General features: G+C 72.0%; 15 protein-coding genes. 8 read left to right on the forward strand and 7 right to left on the reverse strand.

Going from position 1 to position 11657, the window contains the following annotated elements; all coding sequences use genetic code 11:
- Nucleotides 1-99: 99 nt before the first annotated feature.
- A complete protein-coding gene (locus OG611_RS18085; protein WP_266421106.1) occupies nt 100-891 on the forward strand; it encodes an enoyl-CoA hydratase/isomerase family protein in 792 nt (263 codons plus the stop codon).
- A 52-nt stretch (nt 892-943) separates the two neighbouring features.
- Here the strand turns inward: OG611_RS18085 and OG611_RS18090 are convergent, their stop codons facing one another.
- Complete coding sequence (locus OG611_RS18090; RefSeq protein ID WP_266421109.1) at nt 944-1645, reverse strand: hypothetical protein; 702 nt, start codon at nt 1643-1645, stop codon at nt 944-946.
- 184 nt (nt 1646-1829) lie between these two features.
- Here OG611_RS18090 and OG611_RS18095 point away from each other — a divergent pair, with 184 nt between their 5' ends.
- From OG611_RS18095 to amaP, 5 genes are read left to right on the forward strand one after another with little or no spacing between them, the layout of a single operon-like run.
- Nucleotides 1830-2303 carry an Asp23/Gls24 family envelope stress response protein gene (locus tag OG611_RS18095; RefSeq protein ID WP_266421111.1) on the forward strand — a complete coding sequence of 158 codons (474 nt, stop codon included), beginning with the start codon at nt 1830-1832 and terminating at the stop codon, nt 2301-2303.
- A 32-nt stretch (nt 2304-2335) separates the two neighbouring features.
- Nucleotides 2336-2527, forward strand: a complete 192-nt coding sequence (locus OG611_RS18100) for a hypothetical protein (RefSeq protein ID WP_266421113.1) — start codon at nt 2336-2338, stop codon at nt 2525-2527.
- Between the two features lie 14 nt (nt 2528-2541).
- Nucleotides 2542-2895, forward strand: a complete 354-nt coding sequence (locus OG611_RS18105; RefSeq protein WP_266425984.1) for a hypothetical protein — start codon at nt 2542-2544, stop codon at nt 2893-2895.
- Nucleotides 2892-3608, forward strand: a complete 717-nt coding sequence (locus OG611_RS18110; RefSeq protein WP_266421114.1) for a DUF6286 domain-containing protein — start codon at nt 2892-2894, stop codon at nt 3606-3608. Before OG611_RS18105 ends, OG611_RS18110 begins: the two co-directional genes overlap by 4 nt.
- Nucleotides 3605-4192 (forward strand): alkaline shock response membrane anchor protein AmaP, encoded by a 588-nt coding sequence (gene amaP / locus OG611_RS18115; RefSeq protein ID WP_266421115.1) that lies wholly within the window; start codon nt 3605-3607, stop codon nt 4190-4192. Before OG611_RS18110 ends, amaP begins: the two co-directional genes overlap by 4 nt.
- A 48-nt stretch (nt 4193-4240) precedes the next feature.
- On the opposite strand, the gene OG611_RS18120 is transcribed toward amaP, so the two are convergent.
- The 6 genes from OG611_RS18120 to OG611_RS18145 form a co-directional block, all read right to left on the reverse strand.
- Complete coding sequence (locus OG611_RS18120) at nt 4241-4996, reverse strand: SDR family oxidoreductase (protein WP_266421117.1); 756 nt, start codon at nt 4994-4996, stop codon at nt 4241-4243.
- Nucleotides 4997-5001: 5 nt separating this feature from the next.
- On the reverse strand, nt 5002-6801 hold the full coding sequence (locus OG611_RS18125) for a glycoside hydrolase family 15 protein (RefSeq protein ID WP_266421118.1): 1800 nt from the start codon (nt 6799-6801) through the stop codon (nt 5002-5004).
- Nucleotides 6802-6899: 98 nt separating this feature from the next.
- Nucleotides 6900-7724: an SURF1 family protein gene (locus tag OG611_RS18130; protein WP_266421120.1), complete on the reverse strand. Its 825-nt coding sequence runs from the start codon at nt 7722-7724 to the stop codon at nt 6900-6902.
- 72 nt (nt 7725-7796) lie between these two features.
- On the reverse strand, nt 7797-8030 hold the full coding sequence (locus tag OG611_RS18135; RefSeq protein ID WP_266421122.1) for a hypothetical protein: 234 nt from the start codon (nt 8028-8030) through the stop codon (nt 7797-7799).
- Between the two features lie 134 nt (nt 8031-8164).
- The gene (locus tag OG611_RS18140; protein WP_266421124.1) at nt 8165-9139 is read right to left on the reverse strand and encodes a DEDDh family exonuclease; all 975 of its coding nucleotides are present in this window, start codon (nt 9137-9139) and stop codon (nt 8165-8167) included.
- Nucleotides 9140-9168: 29 nt separating this feature from the next.
- Nucleotides 9169-9843, reverse strand: a complete 675-nt coding sequence (locus OG611_RS18145) for a TetR/AcrR family transcriptional regulator (RefSeq protein WP_266421126.1) — start codon at nt 9841-9843, stop codon at nt 9169-9171.
- A 127-nt stretch (nt 9844-9970) separates the two neighbouring features.
- Here OG611_RS18145 and OG611_RS18150 point away from each other — a divergent pair, with 127 nt between their 5' ends.
- Both OG611_RS18150 and OG611_RS18155 read left to right on the forward strand, forming a co-directional pair.
- Nucleotides 9971-10771: an acetoacetate decarboxylase family protein gene (locus OG611_RS18150; RefSeq protein ID WP_266421127.1), complete on the forward strand. Its 801-nt coding sequence runs from the start codon at nt 9971-9973 to the stop codon at nt 10769-10771.
- Entirely contained in the window at nt 10768-11652 is an 885-nt protein-coding gene (locus OG611_RS18155; RefSeq protein ID WP_266421129.1) for an SDR family NAD(P)-dependent oxidoreductase, read from the forward strand. The genes OG611_RS18150 and OG611_RS18155 overlap by 4 nt, the downstream gene beginning before the upstream one ends.
- The last annotated feature ends 5 nt before the right edge of the window (nt 11653-11657 follow it).

Consider the following 11657-nt stretch of genomic DNA (forward strand, 5'->3'; position numbering starts at 1 on the left):
TTTCGGCGGTGGCCACCCGGTCGGCAGTGATGTCGGCCGGGTGGTTACTGTTCAGTCACTTAGCTCTGCACGCTGACTGAACCGATCCGGAGGCGCCCCATGACCTCGCTCGACTCTGTGCTCGACAAGGACGGCGTACGACTCACCGTCGACGACGCGGTCGCCACGGTGACCCTCACCAATCCGGCCAAGCGCAACGCTCAGTCTCCCGCTCTGTGGCGGGCGTTGACGGAGGCCGGACGGGCACTGCCCGGAAGCGTGCGGGTCGTCGTGCTCCGCGGCGAGGGCAAGTCCTTCTCCGCGGGACTCGACCGGCAGGCGTTCACCCCCGAGGGGTTCGACGGCGAGCCGTCCTTCCTCGACATGGCGCGCGGCCCGGAGGCCGAGCTCGACGCGACCATCGCCGAGTACCAGGAGGCGTTCACCTGGTGGCGCCGCAACGACATCGTGTCGATCGCGGCCGTCCAGGGACATGCGATCGGTGCCGGCTTCCAGCTCGCCCTCGCCTGCGATCTGCGGATCGTCGCCGAGGACGTGCAGTTCGCCATGCGCGAGACCAGCCTCGGTCTGGTGCCGGACCTCACCGGCACGCACCCCCTGGTGAACCTGGTGGGGTACGCCCGCGCGCTCGAAATCTGCGCCACGGGCCGCTTCGTGCACGCCGAGGAGGCCGAGCGCACCGGCCTGGCCAACCTCGTCGTCCCCGCCGGTGAGCTGGTCGCCGCGGCCCGCGATCTGGCCGGCGCGCTGCTGGCCGCCCCGCGCGACGCCGTCGTGGAGACCAAGGCGCTGCTGAGCGGTGCCGTCTCCCGTGGTTACGAGGAGCAGCGCGTCGCCGAACGCGCCGCGCAGGGCCGCCGGCTGCGCGATCTGGCGGGCATCACCGACTGAGCGCCCGTCCCACGACCGCGGGCGGGCCAGGCGCCCCGGGCCCGCCCCGCGCTCAGCCCCGCTCCACCACCGCGGTGACCAGCACCGCGACCGAGGGGTGCCCCTCCACGGCGTTCGCCACGGCGCCCCGCACCGCACGGGCCACGTCGAGGGCCCGGTGGCCCGGGTCCGTCGCCAGCTCGACCCGCACCTGGTCCGGGCCCGTGTGCACCGCATGGCCCAGCACCCGGGTCAGCGTCACCACACCCGGAACACCCGCAGCCGCGGTCGCCGCCACCCCCTCCGCCCGTGTCCCGCGCACCTCGGCCGGGGCGGGAGCGGGCCGTTCGGGCGGTGTGTCCAGCAGCTCCGTCACCCGGACGTCCACCGCGGCCACCACCAGGCCGAGTCGCTGCGAGGCCGCCGTCAGCAGCGCCGAGCGCAGCGCCTCGGCCGCGGCGGGCAGCGGCTGACCGGACACGGCCGACATGGTCGCCTCGATCCGCAGCGGCCCCGGCGGCAGTGCGCTGGGCGGCGGTTCCACCTCCGCGTCCGGTGCCCCGTCCGGATCGGCCACCGAGATCCTGAGCTCCCCGAGCACGGGGCCGGGGCCCGGTCCCGCCACCACGCCGCGCAGCACCGTGACCGCGGCCCGCTCGGAGATCCAGGCCCCGTCCGCCGGACCGCCCAGTGGGAGCAGCCGGCCGAGGCCGAGCCGTTGCCGGACCGCCGCTGTCCATCCGTCGGCCCCGCGCGGGCCGTCAGCCGTCGTCATGTCCCCAGCCTGCCGCATCCACGGCGCGGGACGGGGCAAGCACACCTAATGTGGGCAAAGAGGGCCTTTCATTTGGATCAGGACGGATCAGGGCGGATCGGGGCGCAGTGCCAGACCCCGCGAGCCCGGCCTGCTCCGGACGAGAGGCCCTGGGTCCCAACCTGCCCCGAAGGGAAGAATGGCGATGACCGACACCACACAGCGGAACCGGCCCGAGAGCCCCGACAAGGAGTCGAGCCCGCTCACCAAGCGCGGCGGGGGAGCCCCCGCCACCCGTGGCCGTACGACCATCGCCGACGGAGTGGTCGAGAAGATCGCGGGAATGGCGGCACGCGACGTGGTCGGCGTCCACGCGATGGGCAGCGGTTTCTCGCGCACCTTCGGAGCGGTGCGCGACCGGGTACCCGGTGGTGGCAAGTCCGTCACCCGCGGGGTGAAGGCGGAGGTCGGTGAGTCCCAGACCGCTCTCGACCTGGAGATCGTCGTCGACTACGGCGTTGCGATCTCCGACGTCGCCCGTGACGTACGGGAGAACGTGGTCGCGGCGGTCGAGCGGATGACCGGTCTGGAGGTCATCGAGGTCAATATCGCGGTGAGCGACGTGAAGCTGCCCGACGAGGCCGATGACGACGACCAGCCCGAGCCACGTCTCCAGTAGGCCTCCGGCGCGAGGCAGTTGAGGAGCGCACGATGAGCATGGCTGTGGTCGGCATGGTGGCCGGCATGGCACTCGGATTCGCCGGGTACTTCGGCGGTTTCGGAGCCTTCCTGCTGGTGGCGGCCCTGGGAGCGGTCGGCCTGGTCGTCGGCCGCCTCCTGGAGGGCGACCTGGAACCCGGCGACTTCTTCCGGAGTCGCGAGCGCGGCGACCGACGGCGGTGACGAAGTTGTCGGCGTTGTCGGGGGCGAGCGGCCGGATCGCCGCAGGTGAGCGCGGGGAGACCCGGATCGCCGACCGGGTGGTCGCGAAGATCGCCGCACAGGCGGCGAAGGAGGCGATCGACGAGCCGCCGGAGGAGGGCGCCGCACCGCACGCCACGGTCACGGTGCACCGGGACACCGCCCGGGTCCGGGTGAGCCTGGAGCTCGGATACCCCTCCGACATCGGCCGCCAGTGCGGCGGGGTGCGTCGGCATGTCGCCGAGCGGGTAAAGGCGTTGGCGGGGATGGAAGTGCCCGAGGTGGCCGTACAGGTCGAGCGTCTGCATCCGACGGGAGCGAGCATCGCGGCACAGGGGAGGATCCGATGACCGAGCCCCATGAACCCGAGCACGCTGCGCGACGACTGCCCACCACCGGCCCGGTCGAGGAGGCCGGGAAGGGGGATGCGCTCGAAGAGAAGGGTGATGCGCTCCAACTCGACCAGTCCGCCTCGTCCGCCGCGTACGACCCGGTGCCCGCACAGCGGCAGGGCGGCGGCAGGGCGGGTCGCTTCTGGTCCGCGCGCCGCGTCCCCGCCGCGGTCCTCGCGCTCGTGGTCCTCGGCGGCAGTGGCCTGCTGCTCTACGACGTGGCGGCGGTGCGGGCCGACCGCCCCGCGATGCGGTGGCGCAGGGCGCTGGCCGACGAGCTCGCCCGGCGCCCGCTGGAGAGCGCTTGGCTGCTCGGCGCCGCGGCGGTCGCCGTGGCGATCGGCCTGTGGCTGCTGGTGCTCGCCGTCACCCCCGGGCTCCGCGACCGGCTGCCGATGCGCCGCGACCGTCCCGGCGTACGGGCCGCCCTCGACCGGTCCGCGGCCGCACTGGTCCTGCGCGACCGGGCCGTCGAGGTCTCCGGGGTGCAGTCGGTACGGGTCCGGATGGGGCGGAGCAGGGCGGTGGTGCGCGCCGTGGCGCACTTCCGTGAACTCGACGACGTACGGGCCGATCTGGACACCGTGCTCGGGACCGGCATCAGGGAACTGGGGCTGGCCAGGCCGCCGAGCCTGTCCGTGCATGTCCGACGGCCCGCGAAGAAGGGGTGAGCCCGTTGCTCAGGACCGTCAACCGGGTACTGCTCGGCCTGGCCGGGCTGGTACTGATCTGCGGCGGCGGCGCGGTGCTCGCCACCGGTCTCGGCCTCTCCGTACCGTCCTGGTGGCCCTGGTACGGCAAGCGCGATGTGCTCATCAGTGAGGCCGACCGGGGCCGCTGGCGCGACCAGGGCTGGTGGTGGCCGACGGTCATCGCCGTTCTCGCCGTCGTGGTCGTCCTCGCCCTGTGGTGGCTGCTGGCCCAACTGCGTCGCGCCCGCCTCGCCGAGGTGCTGGTGGACAGCGGCGACGGTGAGGGGGCACCGCTGCGGGGCCGGGCCCTGGAGGCGGTGCTCGCCGACGAGGCGGGGACGCTGGACGGGGTGGCCCGCGCCCAGGTCGCGCTGACCGGTCGGCGCAGCTCGCCGCATGCCCGGATCCGCCTGCTGATGGAGCCGCACGCGGCGCCGGACGAGGCGCTCGGCCGCCTCACCGACGAGGCGCTGGCCCATGCGCGGGATTCGGCGGGGCTGGCCGAGCTGCCGGCCGAGGTACGGCTGAGGGCGGTCAAGCACCGCGCGGAGCGGGTGAGCTGACAGCCGGTCGCCGGAGGGGTCGGCCGACGACCGGGGGACGGACCCGGTTCAGAAACCGTGCCGGGAACCGCCGTCGACCGGCACCATGATGCCCGTCAGATACGACGCCGCGGGCGAGAGCAGGAACGCCGCGGTCCGGCCGAACTCCTCCGGCGTGCCATAGCGCCGCAGCGGGATCCGCGCCTCGTTGGCCGCCCGGGAGGCCTCCGCGTCGCCCGCGAGGGCGTCCAGCTCACGTACCCGGTCCGTGTCGATCCGGGCCGGCAGCACGCCCACCACCCGGATGCCGCGGGGACCGAGCTCGTCGGCCAGGGACTTGGCGAAACCGGCCAGGCCGGGACGCAGACCGTTGGAGATGGTCAGCCCGGCGATCGGCTCGTACACGGAGCCGGAGAGCACGAAGCCGATGACACCGCCCTCGCCGAGCACGGCCGCCGCGGCCCTGGCGAGACGTACCGCGCCCAGGAACACCGACTCGAAGGCCGACTGCCACTGCTCGTCGGTGTTGTCGGCCAGGAAACCGGGAGCCGGTCCGCCGACGCTGATGAGTATGCCGTCGAGCCGCCCGAACCGCTCGTGCGCCGCGTCCACCAGGCGCTGTGCGGACGCGGGGTCGGCGTTGTCGGCGGCGAGGCCGACCGCGTCCGGCCCCAGCTCGGCGGCGGCGGCCTCGGCACGCTTCCCGTCCCGGCCGGTGACGATCACCCTCGCGCCGTCGTCGGCGAGCACCCGCGCCGTGGCGTTGCCCAGCCCCCGGGTCGCTCCGGTGACGATGTACACACGGTCCTTCAGTCCAAGATCCATGGCCCCTATCCTGCCGCGTCGGGCTCCAGCGTGTCCTCCCCGGCCAGTGCCATGGCGGTGCCCACGAGGCCGATGTGGCTGAACGCCTGCGGGAAGTTGCCCAGCTGACGGCACCCGGCGGTGTCGTACTCCTCGGCGAGCAGCCCCACATCGTTACGGAGCGCCAGGAGCCGCTCGAAGAGATCTCTGGCCTCTGCGGCGCGTCCGGTCAGGAGCAGGGCGTCGGCCAGCCAGAACGAGCACGCCAGAAAGGCGCCCTCGCTGCCGGGCAGCCCGTCGATCGAGGAGCCGTCCGTGCTGTAGCGGCGGACCAGGCAGCCGCTGCCGAGCTCGGCCCGGACCGCATCGACCGTCCCGATCAGCCGGGGATCGTCCGGCGGCAGGAAGCCCGTCCGGGCGATCAGCAGCGTCGCGGCGTCCAGGTTCCGGGAGCCGTAGGACTGCGTGAAGGTGTTCCGTTCCGGGTCGTAGCCCTTCTCGCACACCTCCCGGTGCACGGCGTCCCGCATCGCCCGCCACCGGTCGGGGTCGCCGGTCAGCGCGGGGTTGTTCTCCAGGGTGCGTACGGCACGGTCGGCGGCGACCCAGGCCATCACCTTGGAGTGCACGAAGTGGCGACGCTGGCCGCGGATCTCCCACAGCCCCTCGTCCGGCTCGCGCCAGGTGGACTCCAGGAAGCCGAGCAGGCTGAGCTGCAGATTCCAGGCGTGCGGCTTGTCGTCCAGACCCGCCTCGCGCGCGAGCCGCAAGGAGTCGATGACCTCCCCGTACACATCGAGCTGACGCTGGCGGACCGCGGCGTTGCCGATCCGGACCGGGGCGGAGCTCTCGTATCCGCGCAGCCACGGCAGCTCCGCCTCGGGCAATCTGCGTTCGCCAGCGAGGCCGTACATGATCTGCAGGTCGGCCGGGTCGCCGGCGACCGCCCGCAGCAGCCAGTCCCGCCAGGCGGCGGCCTCCTCCAGATAGCCGGCCGAGATGAGGGCGCCGAGGGTCAGCGTGGAGTCCCGCAGCCAGCAGAAGCGGTAGTCCCAGTTCCGTACGCCCCCGATCTCCTCCGGCAGCGAGGTGGTGGGCGCTGCCACGATGCCGCCGGTCGGGCCGAAGGTCAGCGCCTTCAGGGTGATCAGCGAGCGGATCACCGCTTCCCGGTACGGACCCCGGTACTTGCACCGCGAGGACCACTCGGCCCAGTCGGACAGGGTGTTCTCCAGGGCCTGGTGGGGGTCGACGAGCTCGGGGCGGGGCGAGTGCGAGGGGTGCCAGGTCAGTACGAACGCCACCTTCTCGCCCGCGGAGACGGTGAAGGACGAGCAGGTGGAGAACTGCTGGCCCCAGGTCTTGACCGGCGGCTCGCTGCGCAGCCAGGCCGAGTCCGGCCCCGCGACCGCCACCCGGTGCCCCTGCGAGCGGCGCACCCACGGCACGATCGAGCCGAAGTCGAAGCGCAGCCGGATCACGGAGCTCATCTCGACCGTGCCGCTGATGCCCTCGATGATCCGCATGACGTCGGGTTCCCGGTCACGCTGCGGCATGAAGTCGATGACCTTGACCGTGCCGGTGCGGGTCTCCCAGAACGTCTCCAGGACGAGGGACTCACCCGCGTAGCCGCGCCGGGTGCAGGTCTCCGCCCCGTTCGGGGCGATCCGCCAGTGGCCGTTGTCCTCGTCGCCGAGCAGGGCGGCGAAGCAGGCGCCCGAGTCGAAGCGGGGCAGACAGAGCCAGTCGACTGAACCGTTTCTGCCGACCAGGGCGGCTGTCTGGAGATCGCCGATGAGGGCGTAGTCCTCGATGCGTGGAGTCACGTTCTGGCGTGTTCCCGAACCTGGGCCTCGTTAAGCAAACCCGGACGGCGTGGGTCACCCGGCCGGAACGCCCCGGCCCGCATCCGGCGGACACGGCGTCACGCCGTGGCGGGTTCCGGCTTCTCCGGCTTCTCCGGTTCGGAGGGCTGCTGCGCCCCGGCGGCGTCCTTGGCCGCTGCCTCCACCCGGTCGCGCTTCTCCCGGCGGGCCAGGACCACGAACCCGACCGGGACACCTGCGGCGAAGAGCCACCACTGCACGGCGTACGCCATGTGCGGGCCGATCGAGCTGTCGTCCGGGGCCTCGATCAGTTCCGGGGAGTCACCTGCGGACTCGGGCGCGGTCTGCTCGATGTAGCCGCCGAGCACCGGCCGGGAGAGCCGCTTGGCCTCCTGGGCGCTGTTGATCAGCATCACCTGGCGGTCCGGCAGGTCCGAGATGTCCTTGATGCCGCTGGCGTTCGTCGTCTCGTCGGCCTTGAGCCGTCCGGTGACGGTCACTTCGCCGCCGGGCACGGCCGGCACATCGGGGAAGGCGCGCTGACTGTCGGCGGAGGGCACCCAGCCGCGATTGACCAGGACCGTGCCGCCGCCCTTGAGGTCGAACGGGATCAGCACATGGACGCCGATCCGGCCGTCGGTGGAGGTCCTGCGGCGTACGACCACCTGATGCGCGGTGTCGTACGTACCCGTGGCCGTCACCGTCCGCCAGTAGTCGGAGCGCGGGACCGTGTGCCCCGGAGCGGTGAGCGAGGAGACCGGAACCGGCTTCGCCTTGAGGTTGCGGGAGATCAGGGAGTTCTGCGCGACCTTGTGCTCATGCCGGTGCAGCTGCCAGAAGCCCAGCTCGACCATCGTGGGAATCAGGACGAGGGCGAGGAGGGCGAGGATCAGCCACTGCCGGGTCAACAGGAAGCGGTACACCCCACGACGGTACAACTGTGCCGTGGGGTGCATCGCGCAGGGGGTGGGGGAAGGAGTCGCGGCGGCCGCTGCTCAGACTTTGTCGATGATGCCCACCTTCCCCTCGGCGCGGGCGCAGTGACCGCCGCAGAACCAGTGCCCGTCGACCTCGACGCCCTGGCCGATGATCTGGACCCGGCAGTGCTCGCAGATGGGCGCCATGCGGTGAATGGCGCAGGAGAAGCAGTCGAAGACATGCATCGCGCCCTGCGCGTGCACCTCGAAGGACATGCCGTAGTCGTTTCCGCAAACCTCGCAACGTGCCATGCGCCACAGGGTGGGACGCGGGGGCGGCGGCGGGCGAGCGGCGGGCGGGCGAGTCGCCGCCGGTTCACTCCGATGACGGCGCGGTCACCTTGGGGTTTTCCGTTCGGATCAGGCCCGATCCGAACGGAAAACCCCTAGGCCGACGCGGGTGCCACGTCGCGCAGCAGATGGGTGAAGGCGCTCTCGTCCAGGATCGGTGTGCCGAACGACTTGGCCTTGACCGTCTTCGACGTCGCCGCGTCCGGGTCGTTGGTGACCAGGAGGCTGGTCAGCCGGGACACGCTGGTCGCCACATGCAGCCCGGCCTCCACGGCCCGGTCCTCCAACAGCTCGCGGTCGACGGAGGTGTCCCCGGAGAAGGCCACCCGCATGCCCTGCATGAGGGGTTTGTCCTTCTCGTACCGCCCGGGGTTCGGATACGGGCACGCCGGGCGCTTGCGCGAGGCGCGCCAGCTGTTCTGACCGTACGAGGGCTGGTAGCCGATCCGCGGTGTGACGGGGGAGTCCGACCACTCGGTCAGTGGCCGGCACTCCAGCAGCGGCAGCCGCACCCCGCCCCGCGCCGCCGCGTGCAGGCTCGGCCGGAACGCCTCGGCCAGTACCCGGGCGTCGTCCAGGGCGTGGTGGGCGCGCTGCTGCACGACGCCGAAGTGCGCGGCCAGCGACTCCAGCTTGTGGTTGGGCAGCGGCAGCCGCAGTTCCTTGGAGAGCGCGATGGTGCACAGCCGCTGTTCGACGGGGGCGACGACCGAGGCCCGTGCGTACTCCCGGGCCAGCATCGACCAGTCGAAAGCCGCGTTGTGCGCGACGAGGACGCGGTCCGCGAGCCGTTCGGAGAGCTGGGCGGCGACCTCCGGGAAGAGCGGGGCGCCTTCGAGGACATCAGTGGTCAGCCCGTGGATCCAGACCGGTCCGGGATCGCGTTCGGGGTTGACGAGGGTGTACCAGTGGTCCTCGACATTGCCCTGTGCGTCCAGGCGGTAGACGGCAGCGGACACTATCCGGTCGTCCCGTGCGAGTCCGGTGGTCTCCACGTCGACGACCGCGTACCCCTGCGGGTAGGCGGTCGGCCACGGTGCTGCGGTCTGGCGGTCGTCGAGCATGGTCACAGAGAATACGGGCCGCGACCGACAGTCTCCTATTCGGCCGCCTCCCGCTCCTGTGCACCGGTTCCGCTGCGCGCCCCTTGTTGCGGGCGGCCTGCCAGCAGTCCTTCCACCAGGGCCCGTACGGAATCCTCGAACAGCCGGTCCGGGTCGGCGGGCCGGGCCAGCGCGCGGGCCAGCGCCGGATCGTCGTCCGCGGCGGACGCGGTCCACAGGTCGCCCTCGCCGGGTGACTGGACGGGGGACCGTTCCCGGTTGCGTTCGACGAGCAGGAAGCCGACGGTCTGGAACTGCACGGCCCGTACCGCTGCCGCCGCCCGTGCCCCGCGCAGCCCCGCGGCGTGCACCTCGTGGACGAGGGCCTGCTGCGCGGGCAGGAACATCCGCTCGGTGAGCCCTCGTTCGTGGACCATCGCGATCAGATGCGGCCTGGCCCGCAGTTGGCGGCGCAGGCCGCGGGCGACGGAGACGATGCGGGCCGCCGGGGTCCGGCCGGCCGGGCGGATGGTGCCCATCTCCTTCACGGTGCGCTCGACGAGGGCGTCCAGCAGCGATTCACGATTGCCGACGTGCCAGTAGATCGACGTCACCGCGGTGCCCAGTTCCGCGGCGAGCGCGCGCATGGTGAGGGCCTGCGGACCGTGCCGCCTCACCAGGGCGGCGGCCGTGTCCAGGACCTCTTCGCGGGTCAGCGAAGGTCGCGCCACAGCACTCCTTGATTCTCGAACTCCGTTACGTGCATGCCTATTTACCCTTCATCCGCGTCGGTGTAACTGTGTTACAGAACCAGGCACGGAGAACCGATTCACGGACGACCGAGAAGGGTGGTACGGCATGGCACGCGTACGGTACGGCGCGCGCACCGAGGCCGAGATCGCGGCGGCCCGCGCGGCCCGCTCCACACTCCCCGACATCTGGTCCACCGGTGTGGTGGCCCTCTGGGAGAGCGACCCCGACGCGGTGGCGGCCGTCCTCCCGCCGCCCCTCAAACCCGCACAGCGCCCGCTCGTCCGGGCCAACATCAGTACGGTCGAACTCCCCGGCTACCCACTCGGCGCGGGCTCCGTCGCCGTCGCCGCCGTCCACGACGGCCACGAGGGCTGGTATCCGCTCGTCATGCCGATGACCCATGAACGGGCGCTGATAGGGGGCCGTGAGGTGTTCGGCGAACCGAAGAAGCTCGGCGAGGTGACCGTCGAACGCGACGGCCTCGTCGTCCGGGCCGCGCTCGCCAGGCACGGCATCGAGTTCGTCGAGGTGCGCGGCGCGGTCAGCGGATCGCTACCGCTGCCCCGACCGACGGCCAAGCTCGACTTCTACTTCAAGTTCCTGCCCGCGGTGGACGGCGAGGGCTTCGACTCCGACCCCGTCCTGATCCACTGCACCCGGCACGAGAAGGTCCGCAGACTGGAACGCATTTCGGGCGATGTGGTGCTGCGCGAGTCGTTGTACGACCCGGTCGCCGATCTCCCCGTACGACGGCTGGTCGACCTCACCATCGGCGAGAAGACCAGCGACCAGCAGGGCAGGGCCGTGGAGCGGGTGAGCGCCGAGGCCCTGCTGCCGTACATCCACCAGCGTTACGACGACCCGCAGCAGATCCACGACGGCCCGCCGGAAGGGAGCGTCCGATGAGACTGGCGGAGGGTCAGGTCGCCGTCGTCACCGGCGCCGCGAGCGGCATCGGCCTGGCGATGGCGCGCAGGTTCGCCGCCGAGGGGCTGAAGGTCGTCCTCGCCGACGTGGAAGAGGACGCGCTCGACAAGGCGGCGGGCGCATTGCGCCAGGACGGTGCGCAGGTACTGTCCAGGGTCGTCGACGTCAGCGAACGCGATTCCGTGCAGGCCCTGGCCGAAGCCGCGTACGACACCTTCGGTGCCGTGCATGTGCTGTGCAACAACGCCGGCGTCGGCTCCGGGGCCGAGGGCCGGATGTGGGAGCACGAGCCGAACGACTGGAAGTGGGCGTTCGCGGTCAACGTCTGGGGCGTCTTCCACGGCATCCAGGCGTTCGTGCCGCGCATGATCGCGGGCGGCGGCCCCGGCCATGTCGTCAACACCTCGTCCGGGGACGGCGGGATCGCCCCGCTGCCGACCGCCTCCGTCTACGCGGTCACCAAGTCCGCGGTCGTCACGATGACCGAGTCGCTGTACGCACATCTGAAGGCCGAGGGCGCGCCGGTCGGTGCCTCGGTGCTCTTCCCCGGCCCGCACATGCTCCGTACCGGACTGTGGGAGTCGCACCGCAACCGGCCGGAACGGTACGCCAAGGAGCGCCCGCGCAGGACCCCGTACCGCAGCCTCGACCAGTGGGAATCCGCCATGCGGGCAGCGGGCCACGAGGTGGAGTTCACCCCGGTGGAGGACGTCGCGGGGACCGTCGTGGACGGGATACGCGCCGACCGGTTCTGGATGCTGCCCGACAGCGAGCACAGCGACCGGCAGATCCGTGCCAGGTCGCAGTCGATGCTGGAGCGGGCCAACCCGTCGTACCTGGAGAGTTTCATACTCGACTGAGGAGC

Origin of the sequence: Streptomyces sp. NBC_01363 (genome assembly GCF_026340595.1) — a bacterium.
Taxonomy (GTDB): Bacteria; Actinomycetota; Actinomycetes; order Streptomycetales; family Streptomycetaceae; genus Streptomyces.

Excerpts from the sequence above, each read along its gene's own strand:
- OG611_RS18085 (WP_266421106.1), top strand. The coding sequence starts at position 100 with ATGACCTCGCTCGACTCTGTGCTCGACAAGGACGGCGTACGACTCACC.
- OG611_RS18120 (WP_266421117.1), bottom strand. The coding sequence starts at position 4,996 with ATGGATCTTGGACTGAAGGACCGTGTGTACATCGTCACCGGAGCGACC.
- OG611_RS18095 (WP_266421111.1), top strand. The coding sequence starts at position 1,830 with ATGACCGACACCACACAGCGGAACCGGCCCGAGAGCCCCGACAAGGAG.
- OG611_RS18090 (WP_266421109.1), bottom strand. The coding sequence starts at position 1,645 with ATGACGACGGCTGACGGCCCGCGCGGGGCCGACGGATGGACAGCGGCG.
- OG611_RS18150 (WP_266421127.1), top strand. The coding sequence starts at position 9,971 with ATGGCACGCGTACGGTACGGCGCGCGCACCGAGGCCGAGATCGCGGCG.
- OG611_RS18155 (WP_266421129.1), top strand. The coding sequence starts at position 10,768 with ATGAGACTGGCGGAGGGTCAGGTCGCCGTCGTCACCGGCGCCGCGAGC.
- OG611_RS18110 (WP_266421114.1), top strand. The coding sequence starts at position 2,892 with ATGACCGAGCCCCATGAACCCGAGCACGCTGCGCGACGACTGCCCACC.
- OG611_RS18135 (WP_266421122.1), bottom strand. The coding sequence starts at position 8,030 with ATGGCACGTTGCGAGGTTTGCGGAAACGACTACGGCATGTCCTTCGAG.
- OG611_RS18100 (WP_266421113.1), top strand. The coding sequence starts at position 2,336 with ATGAGCATGGCTGTGGTCGGCATGGTGGCCGGCATGGCACTCGGATTC.